The organism is Achromobacter spanius, assembly GCF_002966795.1.
GTDB lineage: Bacteria > Pseudomonadota > Gammaproteobacteria > Burkholderiales > Burkholderiaceae_B > Achromobacter > Achromobacter spanius_D.
Genome location: NZ_CP023270.1, coordinates 5,272,465 through 5,292,127, shown reverse-complemented (window position 1 = coordinate 5,292,127; position 19,663 = coordinate 5,272,465). Strand labels below are relative to the sequence as shown.

The window sequence follows — 19,663 nt, the reverse complement described above, 5'->3', positions numbered from 1 at the left end:
GCGAGGCGAGCAGTCCGTCAGGAGTTCCTTTCCCCCGCCGCCCTTACAAAATTCTCCTCCAACACGCTCAACACCCGATTCAGCGTATCCACATCCGCCGCTGACAGCCCTTTAAGCGACTCCTCAAAAAACTGAGCCCGCTTCGGCAACGCCTCATTCACCACCGCCTGTCCGGCAGCCGTCAGCGTCGCATTTGTCAGCCGGTTGTCGTCCGCATCCACCGCCCGGGAAATCCATCCCAGCTTCTGCATCGCCTGCAACTGCCGCGTCAGTGACGCCGGATCCAGCCGGCAGCGCTCGGCCAGATGCTTTTGCGAGCACTGCCCGTTTTCATGCAGCGCCAGCAATATCCGCCACCGCGGCAACGCGTGACCGACCTTGCTGCTGAAGGCGCTTTGCATCACGCGGTACGTCTGGCCCATGTGCTGGATGACTTGCAGGCCTTGTTGTTGTTTGGGCAAAAGCTACTCTCCGACGCCGGCGGGCTCCGGTTTGGATGGCCGGACCAGTTGCACCAGGGGCACGCGCCGCACGCACCAGAGTGCGAAGACGGCGACGGCGAGGGCGATGAGTTGCCCTTCATGGATGGCGCCCACCAACGCGACGCGCGCGATCTCGATGAGTGACGTTCCATCCTGGCCTTGATGGGCCAATTGTGCCAGGAACTCCGTCTGGGCCGCCGGGTCGACCAGCATCTGCGGGTCGTTGAGCTTGGGTAGCCACTGCGCGGAGGCGCCGCGCAGGGTGGATTCGACGCCGCTGAAGTAGCTGTGGCTGACCATGGTGCCGACGACGGCAGTGCCCAGCATGCCGCCGATCATGCGCAGGGATTGCAGCAGCGCGGTGGCGATGCCCAGGTGGCTGCGGCCGGCGGTCTGCTGGGCGAAGACGGTGAGGTTGGGCATGATGAAGCCCATGCCCAGGCCGGCCATCGTCATGTAGGCGCCGATCAGCAGGTGCGACGTGTAGCTGTGGGTGGTGACGATGCCCAGGCACGAGAACGCCATCAGAATGAAGCCGGCGTACAGCATGCGGTTGGGATTGCGGATGCGCGTGATGATGCGGCCGTTGACGATGCTGCCGACGGTGATGAAGACGACCATGGGCGTGATGAGCAGGCCGGCCTGCTGGGGCGACAGTCCGAAACCACCTTGCAGGAGCAGGGGCGCGTAGAAGAGCAGGGAATACATCGTCACGCCGACCAGCAGGGCCAGGGTGAAGAGCATGGCCAGGCCGCGATTGCGGAACATGTCCAGCGGCAGGAGCGGATGCGGACAGCGGCGTTCCCACCAGATCAGGGCGGCGAAGGCGGCGATGCTGCCGGCGGCCAGCAGCACGAGGGAGGGCGTGAAGCCGTCCTTGGGCAGGAGTTCCACGAGCAGCTGCATGGTCCCCAGCGCCACGGCGATCAAAATCGCGCCTTGCCAGTCCAGCCGGACCTTGCCAGGACTCTGATTGCGCAGGTGCGGCAGGTAGCGGGCAACGAACCAGAGACCCAGGATGCCGATGGGCAGGTTCACGTAGAAGACAGAGCGCCAGCCATAGTGTTCGGTCAGAGCGCCGCCCAGGGTGGGGCCAACGGCGTTGGCGATGCCGAAGGCGGCGCTGAGCATGACTTGCCAGCGTAGCCGGACGTGCGGGTCGGGGAAGAGGTCGGGGATACAGGCGAAGGCGGTGCCGACGAGCATGCCGCCGCCGATGCCTTGCAGCGCCCGCGCCAGCACCAGTTCGAGCATCGTGTCGGCCGCGCCGCACAGGACCGAAGCCAGGGTGAACAACACGATGGCGGCCACGACGAAGGGCTTGCGGCCGTAGTAATCGCCCAGCCGGCCGAAGATGGGCACGGTGATGACGGACGTCAGCAGGTAAGACGTGGCTACCCATGCATACAGTTCGAAGCCCCGCAGTTCCGCCACAATGGTCGGCAGCGCGGTGCCCACCACGGTCTGGTCGATGGCGACCAGCATCATCACGAAGCACATGCCCAGCATGGCCAGCAGGGTTTGCCGGAAGGGCAGGATCTGGCCGGGCGAGTGTGGAGGAGTGGGGGCGGGGGCGGACATTGTTGGATGTATCAATAATTGATCGATCAATCATTCTAGTCCTAGAATTCACCGGACAGGAAGCCGTCAGCTTGGCCGATCCCGCTTGTCGGCCTGATTTGTTACGATAGCGGTTATCTGCACGCTGGATTACCGGCGTCCTTAGCAGGCCTTCCTCGGTAGCACCTTCCTTTGGCGCCAATGCCGCAGGCTCGGCAGGAGCGAGGACACGCCCCAAAGGCATGCCTGAAAAGGCAAGCCAGCAAGGCAAGCCCTGCAATGCAGACAGTTCAATAGGCCAGCGGTCTTCCGCCGGCAACGCACCTTCCCCGCGCGTCGCGCGGTGGGCGGTATCAAGGATTTCCAGTCGAGGTACCGACGGGGCAGCAATGAAAACGTGGTTCAAGCGCATTTTGATAGGCCTGGTAGTGTTGGTTGTCGTGGCCGTCGTCGGCCTGGCCATCTTCTTGCTGACATTCGACCCCAACGCGTACAAGTACAAGCTGGAAGAGCTTGTCCAGGAACGCTATCAGCGCACGCTGACGATCGACGGCGAGATCGAGCTATCGCTCTTCCCGCGAATCGGGCTGTACGTGCAGGGCGTGTCCCTGTCCGAACCCAATAGCACGGACACGTTTGCCTCCATCGAGAGCACGCGGCTTGCCGTGGCCGTGTGGCCGCTGCTGTCCAACAGCTTTGTCGTGGACCACGTCGCCATCAGCGGACTGAAAGCGCGCGTGGTGCGGGACAAGCAGGGCCAGTTCAATTTCAGCAATCTGGTGGGCGGCACGCAGCCAATCACCGATGCGCCCAGCAACCCGGCCGAGGCCCTGGTGGGCGCGGCCCAGACCGCCGCGCAGGCGATCACCAGCGGCAACATGCCGCCGTCGCGCAACAACATGCAGATCGACATCGCCGGCCTGGACCTGAAGGACGGCGAAGTGCAGCTGCAGGACGAGATAACGGGCATGGCTGTGGCGGTGACCCGTATCAACGCCAACACCGGCCGCGTCACGTTCAATCAGCCGTTCGATGTGCGCATGACCGCGCGCGTCGAAGGTGGCTATCCGCGCGTGGATGCCAACCTGACGGGCCAGGCATTGCTGACGCTGGATCCTTCGGCCAAGCGCTATGCCGCCCAGCGGCTGGACCTGCGCATGGACGGCAAGCTGCCCGGCGCCGAGGCCAAGAGCCTGGTGATGCGCGGCAACCTGGCGTTCAACGGGCAGAAGTCCGCGTTGGACGTCGGCGGCCTGGAATTGCTGTTTCAGGGTGACGTGACCGAACCCTCGGTCAAGGCGACCAACGTGGAAGCCAGCGTGGCGATCCCCAAGCTGGCGATCGACCCCCACAAGAGCCAACTCCAGATTGAAAAATTGGCCGTGCGCGCCAAGGGCGGCGTGGCCGATGGCCCCTTCGAACTGGCTGTCGATGCGCCGGCGCTCAATATTTCGCCCGCGTCGGCCACCGGCGAAGCCCTGACCGGCCGCGTGCGGATCAGCGGGCTGGACGCCAGCTTCGGCCTGAACGGCATCAGCGGCAACGCCGGTGAACTGGACATCAAGGAAGCCAAGCTGGACAGCACGTCCAAGAAGGGCGAACGCGTGGTGAAGCTGAATTTCGCTTCGCCGCTCAGCCTGAATCTGTTGATGCGCAGCGGCGCCATGTCGGCGCTGCGTGGCGACGTGAACATCACCGATCCCGGCCTGCCCAAGGGCAGCCTGCAGATTCCGGTGATCGGCAGTCTGACGGTGGACCTGCTCAAGGATCAGGCCACCAGCAAGATCAACGCCGTGCTCGAAGGCGGCAAGTTCGACCTCAGCGCCGACATCACGAAGTTGTCGGATGCGCCGCAGATGAAGTTTGCGCTGGCCGTGGACACGCTGGATCTGGACAAGCTGGTGCCGCCCGTGGTGGCCGCGCCGCCCAAGCCGCCCGCGGACGGCAAGAAGGACGACAGCAAGCCCGCGCCGGCCCCGGCGCCCGCCGCGCCCGTCGACGATTCGATCAACCTGTCGGCGCTGGTCGGCCCCAGCGTCAATGGCACGCTGAAGGTCGGCAAGCTGGTCGTGCGCGGCCTGAAGGCCGATGAAGTCTCGGCGGCGGTCAAGCTGGACAAGGGCAAGCTCGACATCTCCGACCTCGCAGCGGGCCTCTACGGCGGCAAGCTGGCGGGGGCGCTGTCGGTGGACGCGGCGCAGGGCAATCAGATCGCCACCAAGATGACGCTGGCCGGCATCGCGATCGAACCCCTGCTGGTGGACCTGGCCAAGCGCAACGTGCTGAGCGGCACGGGCAACCTGACGCTGGACCTGAAGACCGGCGGCGCCAACGTCTATGCGATGAAGAGCGGCCTGGGCGGCACGCTGCAATTGAAGCTGCGTGACGGCGCGGTCAAGGGCATCGACCTGACGCAGACGTTGCGCGACCTGAAGGCCCGCTTCTCGCCGGATGCGCAGAACGAAACGGTGGCCGCAGACACGGGTAAGCAGACGCAGTTCTCGGAGCTGGACGCGGACTTCGCCATCGCCAAGGGCATTGCTACGGTCAAGCGCCTGAACTTCGTGTCGCCGCTGCTGCGCGTCACGCAGGGCGATCCGGCCAGCATCGACTTCGTCAAGAGCGAGCTGGATCTGGTGGCGCGTGCGCGCGTCATCAACCCGGCGGCCAATCCCGATGGCAAGGAACTGATCGACCTGAAGGACGTGACCATTCCCGTCCACTTCAAGGGTCCGTTCGACAACCCCTCGTACACGCTGCTCTGGAAAGACGCCATCGGCGGCATTCTGAAGCGCAGCCTTGAGAACAAGCTCAAGGAAGCGGTCACGGGCAAGGGCAAGAGCGGCGCCGCAGTGGACAAGGCCTTGAAAGGACTCCTGGGCAAATGACCGACGGCCAATTCCAGCCGATCGCCGAATGCGGCGTGACGACGCAGGCGCACGCCGCCGATTACCACCGCCAGTGGCTGGTGGCCAATGATTCGGGGCAGTGGTTGAACCGCGAGCTATGCCCCCGGCTGGCCGAGGTGTCGGTGGAGCTGCGCTTGGGCTATCTGGTGCTGAAGGCGCCGGGCATGCTGCGCATGGACATCCCGCTGGACGTGATCGAAGACGACGACAGCGTGCGCTACAGCATGTTGGTGGGCGAGCAAACCATCGACGTCGTTGACGAAGGCGAACTGGCCGCGGCCTGGATTTCGAACTTCGTGCAGGTGCCTTGCCGCATCATGAAGGTGCACCCGGACACGCCCGTGTCCGCCTGGCCGGCCTGAACGCGGCCGGCGCCGGTTTTCAAGCGCCCGCTCGGGCGCGCTTGTATTCGAAAGCGGTGTGGGCCAGGAGGCCCGCCGCCAGGCCCCAGAAGGCCGACCCAATTCCCCAGAAACTGAATCCCGACGCCGTCGCCAGCAGCGTGATGAGCGCGGCTTCGCGCCGTTGCGGGTTGGCCATGGCCGCCGCCATGCCGCCCATGATCGTGCCCAGCAGCGCGAGGCCGGCCAGCGCCGCGAGCAGCGCGGCGGGCAGCGCCTGGAAGAAGACGGCAACCGCGCCCGCGACGATGCTGAGCGCGACATAGCTGACGCCATAGGTGGCGGCGGCGATGTAGCGCTTGCCCGGATCGGGATGTGCCTCGGGGCCGGTGCAGATGGCCGCGCTGATCGCGCCCATGGTGACGCTGTGCGCGCCGAAGGGGGCGGCTACGAGGCCTAGCAGGCCAGTGGCCGCGACCAGGCGAGACGCCGGGGGACGGTAGCCTGCCGCTTGCAGGATCGCCAGGCCGGGCAGATTCTGCGAGGCCATCGCGACGACAAAAAGAGGAATGCCCAGGCTGACCGCCGCCTGCGCGCTGAAGGCGGGCGTTGTCCACACGAATTCGGTCAGGCGCCAATCCAGCTGGTCGACCTGCATGAGCCCCATACCGGCCGCCATGGCCACCGCCACGGCCATCACCACCAGCACGGCGTAGCGCGGCGCCCAGCGGCGGCACAGCAGGTATGCGGCGCACATGGCCAGCACCAGCGCGGGCTGCTTGTTGATGTTGCTGAAGATGCCCATGCCGAAATTGAGCAGCACGCCGGCCAGCATGGCGGCGGCGACCTCGCCGGGAATGCGGCGCAGGATGGGATCGATCCAGCCGAACAGCCCGCAGGCCAGCGTCAGGCCGGCTGCGAGCACAAAGGCGCCGACGGCTTCATTGAAGGGGACGCCCGCCAGCGCGGTAACCAGCAGCGCCGCGCCGGGCGTGGACCACGCCATGACCACGGGCAGGCCCGTGCGCAGGCTGTAGAACGCGCCGCCCAGGCCCAGCACCAGGCTCAGCGAGCCGATCCAGGAGCCAATGCGCGCGGCATCCAGGCCCGCGGCGTGGCCGGCCTGCACCATCAGCACGGCGGTGCCGCCAAAACTGACCAGGACGGCGACCAGTCCGGCAGCGACCGCGGACGCGGAGATGTCGCGTCGGGCGTGGTGCGGGGAGGGGGAAAGGTTGATGCTGGGCGGCGCCGCGTCGCTCATGCGGCACCGGTCAGGCGGCGATACTTGGCCATGAGCTGTTCCTGGCCTTCATTCCATTGCGGGTGCAGCTCGATGCATTCCACCGGACAGACGACCTTGCATTGCGGTTCGTCGTGATGGCCGACGCATTCCGTGCACCGGTCGGGGTCGATGACGTAATAGTCCTCGCCCATGGAGATCGCGTCGTTCGGGCACTGGGGCTCGCAAACGTCGCAATTGATGCATTCTTCGGTGATGGTCAGGGCCATGATGGGCTGCGAAAAGGCGATTGGCACGGCCATTGTAGCCCCGGGCGGCCGTGGCCCGAAAAGCGCGAAAAGGGCGCCTGCGCGCCCCTTCGGGGATGTTGCAACTGGGCCTTCAGCCCGGCCAGGACTGTTCGCGGCGTTCCTTGGCCTTTTCCTGGAGCCAGCGTTCCACGGAAGGGAACACGAACTTGCTGACGTCGCCGCCGAGCTGGGCGATTTCGCGCACGATGGTGCCCGAGATGAACTGGTACTGGTCGGACGGCGTCATGAACAGCGTCTCGACATCGGGCAGCAGATGGCGGTTCATGCCGGCCATCTGGAATTCGTATTCGAAGTCGGACACGGCGCGCAGCCCACGCACGATGACGCGGCCATTCTGCTCGCGCACAAAGTCCTTGAGCAGGCCGCCGAAGCTTTGTACTTCCACGTTGGGGTAGTGCCCCAGCACTTCGCGCGCGATGTCCACGCGTTCGTCGATGCTGAAGAAGGGCTTCTTGTTGCGGCTAATGGCGATCCCCACCACGACTTTGTCAAAAAGCGTGGCTGCACGGCGAACCAGGTCCTCGTGGCCCCTGGTCAGCGGGTCGAAAGTGCCGGGATAAACAGCGATGATCATGCGAGCTCCGTACCGTTATTAGTGGTGTACACCATCCTCCGAAGCCCGGATTATTGATCTATTTCCGCAACGCAGCAAATTCCAGAAGATGGAAGTGGACGGCGCCGGCCTTGTCCTGCCTCAGAATCTGGAATCCTTCGGGAGCTTCGATGGCGGATTCCGCCTCGACATAGACTAGCCCATGATCGGTCAGAATGCCCGGCAGGATCGGCCACAGGCGCGGCAGCCAGCCCTGTCCAAAGGGCGGATCCAGCAGGATGAGGTCAAACCGGGACGCATCCATCCGTTCGGCGACCTGCATCGCATCGCCCACATGGATGCGTATCATGTCGGCTTTGAGCTTGTCGCGCAGTGTCCGCAGCGCGGACGCGGCGGTCTTGTCCCGCTCGACCATCTGCACATGCGCCACGCCGCGCGAGGCCGCCTCGAAGCCCAGGGCGCCACTGCCGGCAAAAAGATCCAGCACCTGCTTGTCGGCGAACTCGCCGCCCCACAGGTGCGTAAGCCAGTTGAAAAGCGTTTCGCGGACCCGGTCGGGCGTGGGACGCAGCGTCTCCACGTCGGGCACGGCGATGGGGGTGCGCCTGTATTGGCCCCCGACGATACGAATATACTTGTTACCCATGTTTAGCCGCTTCTTCAAGAAAAAATCCCCTCCGCCCGCCACGCCGGCTCAGCCTGCGTCGCCGCCGGAGGTTGCCGACGCGCCAGTCGCGCCCGCGGAGCCGTCTTCGGCTCCGTCCAGCACGGCGCCTGCGTCGCCTGCACCCGAGCTTCGCCAGGAACCCGTTGCGCCCGTTTCTGCGCCGGTATCTGCGCCGGTCGCCCCGCCTGTGACGGCGCCACTGACCCCGCCGGTCCCGGCGGTGCCTACGCCAGCGCCCTCCGTCTCGGTGGCACCTGCGCCAGTAGCGACGCCCCCGCAGCCGGCGCCGTCCTCGACACCGGCCGCGCCGTCCCTCACGCGTACCGCGCCGGCTTCCGCACCGGTTGCGGCGCCTGCAGCAGCCGCTGCCGCAGCGCCAGCAGTGGAGCCATTCCGCGCACCGCAGCCCCCCGTCCCGGCGCCTGGTCCCGTCGTCGCGCCCGCACCCGTGGTCGCGGCACCTGCGCCTGCACCAGTATCGACGCCTTCGCCTGTCGCGGCACCTGCGCCGGTCGTCCCTGCCGTGCCAGAACCCGCACCCGCCGAGGCCCCCAAGAAAGCCTCCTGGCTGTCACGCCTGAAGCAAGGCCTGTCGCGCACCGGGCAGAGCATTGGCGGCATTTTCGTCGGCGTGAAGGTCGACGAGAACCTGTTCGAGGAGCTCGAATCGGCCCTCATTATGGCCGATGCCGGCCTTGAGGCCACCGAGAAGCTCCTGACCGCGCTGCGCGCGCGCGTCAAGAAGGAACGCATCGAAGACCCGGCCAAGGTCAAGACGGCCCTGCGCGAACTCCTGGCCGATCACCTGCGTCCGCTGGAACGCGACTTCGATCTGAAGCGCACGCAACCGCTGGTGGTCATGATTGCCGGCGTGAACGGCGCGGGCAAGACCACGTCCATCGGCAAGCTGGCGCACACGTTCCAGCGCCAGGGCGCCAGCGTGCTGCTGGCCGCCGGCGACACGTTCCGCGCGGCCGCGCGCGAACAGTTGGTGGAATGGGGCAGCCGCAACAACGTCAGCGTGATTTCGCAGGACGGGGGCGACCCCGCCGCCGTGGCGTTTGATTCGGTCAACGCCGGCCGCGCGCGCGGCATGGGCGTGGTGATGGTCGATACCGCCGGCCGCCTGCCCACGCAGTTGCACCTGATGGAAGAACTGAAGAAGATCCGCCGCGTCATCGGCAAGGCGGAAGCCACCGCGCCGCACGAGGTGCTGCTGGTGGTGGACGGCAATACCGGCCAGAACGCGCTGGCGCAGATCCGCGCGTTTGACGCCGCGATCAACCTGACCGGCCTGGTCGTGACCAAGCTGGACGGCACGGCCAAGGGCGGCACGCTGGCCGCGGTTGCAGCCGGCAGCCAGGGCGTGCGTCCGGTGCCTGTCTACTGGATCGGGGTTGGCGAAAGCCTGGAAGACCTGCAGCCCTTCGTGGCGGACGAGTTCGCGGCGGCGTTGCTGGCCGACTGAACGCGTTCATCGAGCAGCCGCCCAAGGCCGACAAAACGGGACGACGCGCAAGCGCCGTCCCGTTTTCCTTTCCGCGCCGGAAATAGCGGTAAAACTAGCGCCGGCCTTACCCGATCTGTCCCATCGCCGGATCGCTGATCAGGTCCTTGCCCGTCTCCATCCGGCCGGCAAAGCGCCGCTGAAACGCCGTATAGCCTTCGCAAGCAACGGCGAAGTCATACCAGTGGCCGCTGTCGCTGATCGGCCAGGCAAGTTCGCCCGTCTGTCCGGGTTCGACGGTCGCGGTCCACGGCCCGTCGCCCCGATACGTCATTGCCTTGACGCTGAACGTGCAGGCCTTGGCGCCCGTGTTGTGCAGCTTGACCTGCACCTGCGGATCGTCACAAGGCACGTAGCACACCTGAATCTCCGGCTGGGCGCCGCCCATTTGCATCAGGTCCCCCGCGAACGCGCGGTGAAAGCCGTTGGGCCCCAGCACCCACAGGTCGTACTTGCCCGCGTCGCCCGCCACGTCCCACGCGTCGTCCAGCGACTTGCCCGCTTCCACGACGTATCGGCGCGGAATGCGGTCCAGATGCAGCTTGTCGTACACATGAAAGACCGCGGCGGCTTTGGCCGAGCTGGCGTTGGCGAACAGCAGCCGGACACGGTTTTCACGCACGTCTTCGCGGGCGCTGGCATGCAGTTCATACGGCAGCGCCCGCGAGGGCCGCGTGCCTTGCACCTGCGCGGCCAGCGTCTGCTCCGTGGGGATGGCGATGGCCGGTTGCGCTTCCTGCCAAGTGGTCAGGCCGTCGGCGTCCGTCTTGGTGCTGCGGCCCGACAGCGTGGTCAGCGGCGCGCTGTTGGGCGACACGAAGTTCAGCGTGGACGTGAGGTCGCCGCACACGGCGCGGCGGAAGGCGCTGATGTTGGGCTCCATGACGCCGAAACGCTGCTCAAGAAAGCGCAACGCCGAGGTGTGGTCGAACACCTGCGAATTGACCCAGCCGCCGCGGCTCCACGGCGAGATCACCCACATCGGCACACGCATGCCGGGACCGTAGGGTTTGCCGTCAGCGGTCAACTGCTTGGGCGTCGCGGGCGTGTAGGTGTTGTATTCGAAGGCCATCTCGGCGTCCGTCAGCGTGGACTTGCCGGCCAGCGTGCCGTCGTCGTTGCGGGACGGCGCGCTGGGCGTGGGGATGTGGTCGAAGAAGCCGTCGTTCTCGTCGTAGGTGACCAGGAACACGGTCTTGCTCCAGATCTCGGGCGACTGCGTCAGCGCGTCCAGCGCGGCCTGGATGTACCACGCGCCCTTGGCGGGGCTGGAAGGACCGGGGTGCTCGCTGTACGCGGCCGGCGGGATGATCCACGACACCTCGGGCAGCGTGCCGTTCATCACGTCGTCGCGCAGGCTTTGCAACAGGCCGCCGTCCGGCATGGTGTTGCCAAAGCCCTTGGCAAAGGGGCTGAACTGGTCGTCGATGGCCGGGTTGTACGCGGGGCCGCCCTGGTTAGTGACCTGGCGGTCAGCCGGCATTTTTTCGATCTCGGCGCGCCAGTGCCGAAAACTCATCATCTCGTTGCAACCGAAGTTGTCGGGGATGTTCTGGTAGACCTTCCAGCTCACGCCGGCCTGTTGCAGACGGTCGGCGTAGGTGGTCCACGTCCAGCCCTCGGTCGAAGGCCCCACGTCGGCGCCGTCGTTCATCTCGTTCATCACGACGGACACGTTGTCGCCGCTGGGGCCGTTGGTGCCGGTCCAGAAGAAGAGGCGGTTGGGAATGGTGCCCGCGTGCATCGCACAGTGGTAGCTGTCGCACAGCGTGAAGGCATCGGCCAGCGCGCGGTGGAACGGCACTTCGGCGGTCTCGTAGTAGCCCATCGACAATGGCTGCTTGGCACTGGGCCAGCGGTTCATGCGGCCGTGGTCCCAGGCCGCCTGACAGTTCGGCCACGAGTGCGGCGTGCTGCCCGCGCGTTGCGCGTTGCCCAGCCGAGCGTCCAGGTGATAGGGCAGTTCCAGCGTGCCGTCGCTGCGCGTCTGGTGGAACACCGACTTGCCGTTGGCAAGCGGAATCGGGAAGCGGTCGCCGAAGCCGCGCACGCCGGGGAACGTGCCGAAGTAGCCGTCGAATGAGCGGTTCTCCAGCATCAGCATCACGACGTGCTTGACGTCCTGGATGGTGCCGGTCGGACTGTCGGCCTCGATCGCGAGGGCGCGGCGGATGCTGGGCGGAAACATCGACAAGGCGCTCATGGCCGCGGTGGCGCCGAGCGTGGTCGTGAAGAACTTTCTCTTGGAGGCGTCGATCGTCATTGGCTGGTCTGTCGTGGGTTTGCAGGAAAGGGCCGGACTGCCGGCATCATGGCGCACAATGCGCCTCGCAGGTAGGCGGGGCGGGGGTTGTGGGCGTCGTGGTGTCGGGAGGCGCTGCAGGTTCGTCCGTGTCGTCGTCGCCGCCGCATGCGGCAAGTGAGAACACCAGCGAAAGCGCGCAGCAGGCCGCGAGGCCGCGTCTTGCAATGACCAGCAAGGGGGAAGTGGTTTCCATGAGTCTGTGTGCGTGGATGGGCGGACGGCCCGCAATAGGCCGTTGCGCCGTCGCACAGGACGAGTATCGGGCGGATGCTGCGGGCCACGAATGCGCCCGGCGCGATGTCCGGACGACAGCCATTGAGTATTGGCAGTCCGGATGTCGATGAATTGACAGGGGCCTGACGCGAAGCTGTCAGGCGTCCCTTTTTTGAAACGCCATGCTAGATGCGTGTCCAGGTGAAATCGAACTCAACGCGGGACTTTCGCATGGGTTAAACGCGCGCGAAGCGCGTCACTTCCAGAACGGCTTGCTGCGCGCGAGGTCGTCAAAGGCCTGCTGCGCTTCGACGACCAATTCTTCCAGGCGCGCGCTGATCCAGCCCAGCGCGAACCAGGCTTGCGGATGTGTGGCCGTACACGACTGGTAGTAGTCCTTGGCCATCGCGAGGTCGTTGATTTCGCCCAGCACGTCCTGCACGCGGGACAGCAGCTTGCGATAGCCGCGCAGCTTGCTGGCGGGCAGCAGCGATTCGGCGAACGACAGGCCATAGCGCAGGCGCTTGCCGCGCTTTCGCAGGTCGTGGCGTGCCGGGATGTCCAATGCCGCGAAATGTGCGCCCTGATCGGCGACCTTGCCGTGCCAGCGGTGCAGGCGGCGGGCAAGGAGCTTGTGCAGGTGCTGCGGTTCGGGCTCCGGCGTCAGCATCGGGATGATCGTGGGCTTGACGATGGGACCGGTCACGCCGCCTTCCAGCCGAATGGCGGGCTCGGGTGCGGCGTCGCTGGGCGTGCCGTTGGCGATGGTCTGGCCTTCCGCGTCAGGCTGCACGGGCGGCACGTCGAGCGACCATTCCAGCAGTTCCAGCAGCCATGCCTGAAACGGCTGGCCGCCCGCGATGGTCTGCGCGTCGGCTTCGGGCGGCGCGGCTTCCATGGGGATCACGGGCATGCCGGCGCTCAGCAGCGCGGGCGCGACGGTTTCGTTCAGCACGTCCTGGTCGCGATTGGCGCCGAACGCCGCGAAGTGTGTGCGCACGCCCTGCAGCAGCGAGGCCGGCACCGGTGCGATCCAGCCATCGAACAGCTTCCAGGCCGACCGCAGCCGGCGCACGCCCACGCGCAACTGGTGCACGTGTTCGGAGTTGCCGGCGCGGTACACGCCTTCGGTGTCGACCTCGGCCAGCACCGCCGCGTTGCGGCAGACCTGGTCCAGGCATTCGGCCGCGATCGCACCCATGGCCTGCGGCGGCGTCATGTCGTCGCGCAGCTTCACGGACGACGCGCCGCGCGGCGCCCAGAATTGCGCGATGGCCTGCGCACGGCGTGCTTCGTGGTCATCGCCGGCAGCAGCGTCGACCTCGGCCAGGCGATGCGCCAACTGAGCCAGGGCGTCGCCGCGTTCGGACTTGCTGCGGGGATCCAGGATCAGGGCATGGCGTTGCTGCCAGCCGCGTGCCGCGGCGAAGATGGCGGCGGGACGGCCCGACACCAGTTCGAATTCCAGTTCGGAGATCGGCAATTCCAGCGCGCCGGCGCGCAGGATGCCGGTGTCATAGGCCAGCTCCACCGTGCCGAAGCGCGTACGGATCTTGCGCAAGAGGCGCTGCACGTCGGTTTCGTAGCGCAGGCCCAGTTCGCCCTTGATGGCAGACAGCGGGCCCTCGACGTCGGTGCCGGCATAGACAGACAGGTCGAGCACGGGGCCCGGCCGCGGATGGTTCATCTCGATGCGCGAGATCGCATCGGCGCCGGGCATCTTCAGCGTCTGGACCCAGTCGGGGCCTTCCTGCCGCAGCCGGATGGCGATGCGCGCTCGCGCAAGCTCGCGCTCCGGCGTGTCGAAATACATGGCATGCAAGCGAATGCGCGTGGCCTCGCGTTGCTTGACTTCACGCAGCACGGCCTGGCGCGAAGCCGTGGGCACGTGCAGTTTCAATTCCTGTTCCGACATGGCAGCGGGTGTCCAACGGCAAAAGCCGAGATCTTAATCAAGGCGGGGGTGCGTTTTGATGACCGTTCATATTTTGTTCACATTGAGCATAGACGCGATCGCGGCGCAAAAACAAGGCGGCGCTATTGGCATCTCAAGCGAAAGAAAAGGAAAACGCCGCCCCATGGGGGGCGGCGAAGGGAGCGCGTGTCAGGGGAAACCGACAGGCGTAAAGCGGTGCGGCGGCGCTACAGGATGCGTTTGCGCGCCTGGGTGATGACGACTTCGGCCAGCACGACGACCACGAAGATGGCGGCCAGCACCAGCGCCACGCGGTCCCACTGGAACAGGTTCAGCGCGGTGTCCAGCGCCATGCCGATGCCGCCGGCGCCGACCAGTCCCAGCACTGCGGATTCGCGCACGTTGATGTCCCAGCGCAGCAGCACGATGGACCAGAAGGCGGGGCGGATCTGCGGCCAGTAGGCGTACCAGATGACCGAGGCCTTGCTGGCGCCCGTGGCCGTGACGGCTTCGATGGGGCCGCGCTGCGCTTCCTCGATGGCTTCGCCGACCAGCTTGCCGACAAAGCCGATCGAGCGGAAGGCGATGGCCAGCGTGCCGGCCAGGGCGCCCGGCCCGAAGATGGCAATGAACAGCAGCGCCCACACCAGCGAGTTGACCGAGCGGCTGGACACCAGAATCAACCGGGCCAGCATGTTGATGGTCTTGCTGGGCGTCAGGTTGTTGGCCGCCAGCAGACCCACCGGCACGGCCATGAACACCGAAAGAATGGTGCCCAGCGTGGCAATGTGCAGCGTTTCGATCAGCGCATCATGCACGCCGCCCGGGTAGTAGGCCCAGTCGATCGGCCACATCCGGCGAAAGAGGTCGGCCATCTGTTCCGGCGCGTCGTACAGGAACTCGGGAATGACCTCGACGCCGCGGATCGCCTGCACGACGGCCGCCACCAGCAGCAGGTACAGCGCGAAGCGCAGCAGGCGCTGGCCCATGCTGTAGCGTTGCCAGACACGCGGCTGGCCGGCCGGGTTCAAGGGGGAGACGTGGGCGTTCATTCTTCCACCTCCGCCTTGCGCGCGGCCGCCGGCTTGCTGTTGCCCAGACCGCGGGCGCCAGCGAAGCGGCTTTGCAGGATGCGGTCGAAACCCAGGTTGTCCAGGAACACGGCCCGCACGAAGCTGGCCAGGATTTCACCCAGCATGATGATCGCGATCAGGGTCAGCAGGATGGCGCTGACGAAGTCGTAATCGAAGCGCTGGAAGGCCGAGAACAGGGTGCCGCCCACGCCGCCCGCGCCCACGATCCCCACCATGGTGGAGTTGCGCAGGTTGGAGTCGAACTGGTAGGTGGCAAAGCCGATGAAACGCGCGAACACCTGCGGCAGCACGCCGAAGACGATGACGTTGGCGAACGAGGCGCCGGTGGCGCGCACCGCTTCGACCTGCTTGAGCGAGATTTCCTCGATGGCTTCGGTAAAGAGCTTGCCGATGAAGCCAATCGACGCGACGGTCAGCGCCAGAATGCCGGCCAGTGCGCCGAAGCCCACGGCCTTGACGAACAGGATGGCGACGATGACCGGGTGCAGCGCGCGGCACAGCGCGACCAGCGACCGGGCGGGCCACGAAATCCATGCGGGCATCAGGTTGCGCGCGCCCAAGAGGCCCACGGGCAGCGCCAGGATGATGCCCAGCATGGAGGCCAGAACGGCGATCTCCAGGCTTTCGGCGATGCCCTTCCACAAGGTGGCGGGCTTCTCGAAGTTGGGCGGGAACATGCGCGCCAGGAACGTCGACGCGTGGCCCATGCCGCTTTCAAAGCGCGACCAACTGAAGTCCAGCTGCGCGGCGGCGTAGATGGTGTAGAGCACCAGCAGCAGCAGGCCGGCCTTGGCGCGCCCCGACATGGCGAAGGGGCGGATGCCGCCCCGGGGTTGCGTCATTCCAGCCAAGACTCGCCTCCGTAGATGGTCTTGAGCATGGGGGCGTCCAGGCCCTGTCCGTCGCCGTCATAGACCACGTGGCCGCCCGACATGCCGACGATGCGCGTGGCATAGCGGCGCGCCAGTTCGACGTCGTGGATGTTGACGATGACGGGAATGCCCGTGGCGCTGCCCTGCGCGGACAGCAGTTCCATGATTTCGACGGAGGTCTTGGGATCCAGCGACGACGTCGGCTCGTCGGCCAGCAGCACCTGCGGGCGCTGCATCAGCGCGCGGGCGATGCCCACGCGCTGGCGCTGGCCGCCCGACAGCGCATCGGCGCGCTGGTCGGCGAATCCGGCAAGGCCCACGGTGTCGAGCAGCTTGTAGGCGTGCTCGATGTCCTCGGGCTCGAAGCGGCGCATCCAGGCCTTCATGGCCGAGGTGTACCCCAGCCGGCCGGTCAGCAGGTTTTCCATCACGGTCAGGCGTTCGACCAGGTTGTATTCCTGGAACACCATGCCGATGCGGCGGCGCGCGCGGCGCAGCGACGCGCCGCGCACTTGCGCCAGGTCCACGGTGCCGTCCTCGGACTGCAGGATGATCTCGCCCTTGGTGGGTTCGATCAACCGGTTGATGCAGCGCAGGAGCGTGCTTTTACCGGTGCCCGAAGGACCGATGATGGCGGTGAGCCCCTGACCGGCGATCTGCAGGTCAATGCCGTTCAGTACCGGCCGGCCGGCCCGGTATTCCTTGACCAGGCCGGAAATGCGTAGCGACGTCGTCATGCTGGATTACTTCTTGCTCTTTGCGGATTCGCGGTCATAGGCCGCGCGGTTGAAGCTTTCGCCGCCGGATTCAGCGACCTGGCGGACGATGGCCCAGTCCTTCTCGTACGTCACCGGGTAGAAGCGGTCGGCGTTGTCGAAGGCCTTGGACATTTCCGGCGGGAAGCGGTAGTCGTAGAAGCACTTGAGCATCTGGTCGCGGAACTTCGGTTCCAGGTCATGCGCATAGGCGAACGACGAGGTCGGGAATTTTTCGCTGGTGTAGATGATGCGGAAATCGGCTTCCTTGACCTGGCCGCGTTCGACCATGCGCTTGAAGACGTCCGATGCCACGGCGGCCGCGTCGTAGTCGCCGGAGTTCACGCCCATGACTGACTGGTCGTGCTTGCCGGAGAAGATGACCTTGTAATCCTTGTCGGGCGTCAGGCCTTCCTTGGGGAACAGGGCGACGGGCGCCATGTGGCCGGAGTTCGACGAGGGGGCGGTGTGCGCGAGCTTCTTGCCCTTCAGGTCGGTCAGCTTCTGGTACGGGCTGTCCTTCTTGACGATGACGATCAGGTTGTAGCCCTGGAAGCCGTCGGCGTAGCCCTTGACGGCAAACGGCACGGCGCCGGCGATGTTCACGGCGAATGCGGTGGGGCCGGTCGAGAAGCCGCCGACGTGCAGGCGGCCCGAGCGCATGGCTTCGATTTCAGCCGCGTTGCTCTGCACCTGATAGAACACGACGCGCTTGCCCGTGCACTCGGACAGGTGCTTGGTGAAAGGCTTGAAGATGTCTTCGTACACGGCCGGGTCTTCGACCGGCGTGTAGGTGAACACCAGCGTGGAAGGCGTCTTGAGCTTGGACGCGTCGGTGGGCGTGTCGGCCACCAGGTCCTTGTTCGAGTCGCAATACATCTGGTCAAGATCGCCGCGGTTCGAGCAGGTGTCGGCGGCCTGGGCGGCGGAAGCTCCAAAAGCGAATGCGGCCAGTGCGGCCGCCTGCATAAGACGCAAGGCTTGCATCGTGTGTCTCCTCGTGTAGGTATGAATTGAATCTTTGCTGAATTCAAACACACAACGGGGGACGGCACACTCGGGAAAGTCCCTGCCTTTCTTTTCGTCTTTTGTTCGTTTTGTTCGCTTTGTGTTCGTTTTTGCGCGAAAACGCGTTCAGCCGCGAAAGCCCAGCTTCCGGGAGATTTCCTGGGCGCATGCGATGAGCGGACGCGCAATCGCGCCGTCCCACGACACGTCGAACAGGCCGGTGGGACCGAGACTGGTGAGCGCCAGGACGATGCTGCCCGTGTTGTCGAACACCGGCACCGACAGCGCGTCCACGCCGGGCAGCGGGTTGCCCAGCGCGCGGGCCATGCCGTGGACGCGGATGTCAGCCAGTTGCGCTTCGATGTTGGCGCGGGAGGCCTTGCGCGGCGGCGGCACGCTGGCGATGACGGCAGTGTCGCCTTCTTCGCGCGCGATGTAGTGCTCGCTGACCTTGGGCGGCAGCCAGGCCGCGAACACCAGCCCGGTGGCGGTGTGCAGCATGGACATCACCGTGCCCTTGCGCATGTTCACGTGGACCGGGTAGCTGGCTTCGGTCATGTGGATCATGGTGGGGCCGTGCGAGCCCAGCACCGCGATGCCCAGCGTGTGGCCGATGTCGGACTGCAGCTTGGCGATTTCCGGCATGGCGACCCGCACCGGATCCAGGCGCTGCAGGCTGACCAGCCCCATCTGCAGGGCGAAGGGACCCAGCTCGTACTGGCCGGTGACGGCGTCCTGCTGCACCAGCCCGACGCGGATGAAGCTGACCAGGTAGGGGTGTGCCTTGGCGGACGTCATGCCCGCGCCGGCCGCGAGGTCGCGCAGCGTCAGGGGCTTGCCCGCGTCGACAAGCGCGGCCAGGAGTGGCACGCCCACCTCGATGGACTGGATGCTGCGGCGGCCGTCGTTGGCGGCGGGCGCCGCGGTCTTGGAAGTTGCCACGGTGTGCTGACCTTAAGCCTGCTGGACTTGGGTGGGCTGAACTTGGGAGGGCTGACGGGCGGCGAGCAGCCGGTCGGCCATTTCGACGAAGCCGCCGCCGCCATGAAAGGCCGCGACGAACGCGGGGCGGTGCGTCAGGCGGTGCAGCTGGGCCTGGATGTTGGCCACGCCGACCGAGATCGGGAAGTAGGCGAACATCGGCTCGTCGTTGGGCGAATCGCCGATGAACAGCGTGCTGTCCAGGGCGCCGGCCACGTCCATGCCGAATTCGCGCTGGAACATCGTGCGCGTCATGGTGAGCTTGTCGTAGTCGCCGAACCAGCCGTTGACGTGGATGGAGCTGACCTTGGCCTGAGCGCCCGCGTCCTGGAAGATCTGGACGATGCGGCTGATCGCGGCGTCGGGCAGGGCGGGCACGTCTTCGCAGAAGTCGATGGCCAGGTCGGCCACGCGGTAGTCCTGGTCGCTGGCGACGGCGCTGCCCGGCACCTCGGCCAGGACGCGGTCGCGGATCGCGTCCAGCCGCTTGCGGCTTTCCTGGCGCGAGGCGGCGTCGGTCCAGTAATGCGTGGTCATGCGGCGGGCCTGCCGGTCGTAGGCGTAATAGAAGGCGCCGTTCTCGCCGACCACGGCGCGCACGGGCCACATACGGGCGATGTGATCGCACCAGCCGGCCGGGCGGCCGGTGATCGGCACGACCTGGATGCCGGCCTGTTCCAGGCGTTCAAGTGCGGCGTACGCATCGGCGGGCAGGCGGCCTTCGGTGGTCAGCGTGTCGTCGATGTCGGTCAGCACGACGCGGACGGCTGCCGCGACGTTCAAAGGCATTGCCGCAAGGGCTTGCATGAGGTTTTTCCTTCGTTTTTCTGGGGGATCTCCGGGCGAAAGTTTAACCGGATGCCCCCGTCCGGACGGGGCGGCAAGACGCCAATAGGGGTTCGGCCCGGGAGGGCGGTAAAATCCGGGCTTTCCCGCCTGGTTTACGT

General features: G+C 66.1%; 17 protein-coding genes. 3 read left to right on the top strand and 14 right to left on the bottom strand.

Translation table 11 applies throughout. The annotated features are described in order from the left end of the window. Positions 1 to 17: 17 nt before the first annotated feature. Together CLM73_RS24015 and CLM73_RS24010 are read right to left on the bottom strand one after the other, a co-directional pair. A complete protein-coding gene (locus tag CLM73_RS24015) occupies positions 18 to 461 on the bottom strand; it encodes a MarR family winged helix-turn-helix transcriptional regulator (protein ID WP_105240556.1) in 444 nt (147 codons plus the stop codon). 3 nt (positions 462 to 464) lie between these two features. Further along, complete coding sequence (locus tag CLM73_RS24010; protein WP_105240555.1) at positions 465 to 2,063, bottom strand: MDR family MFS transporter; 1,599 nt, start codon at positions 2,061 to 2,063, stop codon at positions 465 to 467. A 368-nt stretch (positions 2,064 to 2,431) separates the two neighbouring features. Between CLM73_RS24010 and CLM73_RS24005 the strand changes: the two genes are divergently transcribed. Beyond that, positions 2,432 to 4,930, top strand: a complete 2,499-nt coding sequence (locus tag CLM73_RS24005) for an AsmA family protein (protein WP_105240554.1) — start codon at positions 2,432 to 2,434, stop codon at positions 4,928 to 4,930. After that, a complete protein-coding gene (locus tag CLM73_RS24000; protein ID WP_105240553.1) occupies positions 4,927 to 5,313 on the top strand; it encodes an MOSC N-terminal beta barrel domain-containing protein in 387 nt (128 codons plus the stop codon). The genes CLM73_RS24005 and CLM73_RS24000 overlap by 4 nt, the downstream gene beginning before the upstream one ends. 19 nt (positions 5,314 to 5,332) lie before the next feature. Here CLM73_RS24000 and CLM73_RS23995 read toward each other — a convergent pair whose 3' ends face one another. The 4 genes from CLM73_RS23995 to rsmD all read right to left on the bottom strand — a co-directional run bounded on the left by CLM73_RS23995 (position 5,333) and on the right by rsmD (position 8,045). Continuing rightward, positions 5,333 to 6,556: a benzoate/H(+) symporter BenE family transporter gene (locus tag CLM73_RS23995; protein WP_105240552.1), complete on the bottom strand. Its 1,224-nt coding sequence runs from the start codon at positions 6,554 to 6,556 to the stop codon at positions 5,333 to 5,335. Further along, positions 6,553 to 6,804, bottom strand: coding sequence for a YfhL family 4Fe-4S dicluster ferredoxin (locus CLM73_RS23990; RefSeq protein ID WP_006391351.1), 252 nt, complete (start codon positions 6,802 to 6,804; stop codon positions 6,553 to 6,555). The genes CLM73_RS23995 and CLM73_RS23990 overlap by 4 nt, the downstream gene beginning before the upstream one ends. 112 nt (positions 6,805 to 6,916) lie before the next feature. Then, positions 6,917 to 7,420, bottom strand: a complete 504-nt coding sequence (gene coaD / locus CLM73_RS23985; protein ID WP_056558877.1) for a pantetheine-phosphate adenylyltransferase — start codon at positions 7,418 to 7,420, stop codon at positions 6,917 to 6,919. A gap of 58 nt (positions 7,421 to 7,478) precedes the next feature. Continuing rightward, positions 7,479 to 8,045: a 16S rRNA (guanine(966)-N(2))-methyltransferase RsmD gene (rsmD, locus tag CLM73_RS23980; RefSeq protein WP_056558875.1), complete on the bottom strand. Its 567-nt coding sequence runs from the start codon at positions 8,043 to 8,045 to the stop codon at positions 7,479 to 7,481. Between the two features lie 403 nt (positions 8,046 to 8,448). On the opposite strand from rsmD, the gene ftsY reads away from it, so the two are divergent. Then, positions 8,449 to 9,534 (top strand): signal recognition particle-docking protein FtsY, encoded by a 1,086-nt coding sequence (gene ftsY / locus CLM73_RS23975; RefSeq protein WP_105240551.1) that lies wholly within the window; start codon positions 8,449 to 8,451, stop codon positions 9,532 to 9,534. Between the two features lie 106 nt (positions 9,535 to 9,640). On the opposite strand, the gene CLM73_RS23970 is transcribed toward ftsY, so the two are convergent. The 8 genes from CLM73_RS23970 to CLM73_RS23935 form a co-directional block, all read right to left on the bottom strand. After that, positions 9,641 to 11,836 carry a phosphocholine-specific phospholipase C gene (locus tag CLM73_RS23970; RefSeq protein ID WP_105240550.1) on the bottom strand — a complete coding sequence of 732 codons (2,196 nt, stop codon included), beginning with the start codon at positions 11,834 to 11,836 and terminating at the stop codon, positions 9,641 to 9,643. A gap of 511 nt (positions 11,837 to 12,347) precedes the next feature. After that, positions 12,348 to 14,006 (bottom strand): CYTH and CHAD domain-containing protein, encoded by a 1,659-nt coding sequence (locus CLM73_RS23965; protein ID WP_105240549.1) that lies wholly within the window; start codon positions 14,004 to 14,006, stop codon positions 12,348 to 12,350. A 227-nt stretch (positions 14,007 to 14,233) separates the two neighbouring features. Continuing rightward, positions 14,234 to 15,058, bottom strand: a complete 825-nt coding sequence (phnE, locus tag CLM73_RS23960) for a phosphonate ABC transporter, permease protein PhnE (RefSeq protein WP_105240548.1) — start codon at positions 15,056 to 15,058, stop codon at positions 14,234 to 14,236. Further along, positions 15,055 to 15,942: a phosphonate ABC transporter, permease protein PhnE gene (gene phnE, locus CLM73_RS23955; protein WP_105240547.1), complete on the bottom strand. Its 888-nt coding sequence runs from the start codon at positions 15,940 to 15,942 to the stop codon at positions 15,055 to 15,057. The genes phnE (CLM73_RS23960) and phnE (CLM73_RS23955) overlap by 4 nt, the downstream gene beginning before the upstream one ends. After that, positions 15,939 to 16,709 (bottom strand): phosphonate ABC transporter ATP-binding protein, encoded by a 771-nt coding sequence (phnC, locus tag CLM73_RS23950; RefSeq protein ID WP_105240546.1) that lies wholly within the window; start codon positions 16,707 to 16,709, stop codon positions 15,939 to 15,941. Before phnC ends, phnE (CLM73_RS23955) begins: the two co-directional genes overlap by 4 nt. A 6-nt stretch (positions 16,710 to 16,715) precedes the next feature. After that, positions 16,716 to 17,714: a phosphate/phosphite/phosphonate ABC transporter substrate-binding protein gene (gene phnD, locus CLM73_RS23945; RefSeq protein WP_056558855.1), complete on the bottom strand. Its 999-nt coding sequence runs from the start codon at positions 17,712 to 17,714 to the stop codon at positions 16,716 to 16,718. Between the two features lie 147 nt (positions 17,715 to 17,861). Beyond that, positions 17,862 to 18,677: an IclR family transcriptional regulator gene (locus tag CLM73_RS23940; protein WP_105240545.1), complete on the bottom strand. Its 816-nt coding sequence runs from the start codon at positions 18,675 to 18,677 to the stop codon at positions 17,862 to 17,864. A 12-nt stretch (positions 18,678 to 18,689) separates the two neighbouring features. Then, positions 18,690 to 19,523 (bottom strand): HAD-IIB family hydrolase, encoded by an 834-nt coding sequence (locus CLM73_RS23935; RefSeq protein ID WP_105240544.1) that lies wholly within the window; start codon positions 19,521 to 19,523, stop codon positions 18,690 to 18,692. Positions 19,524 to 19,663: the final 140 nt, after the last annotated feature.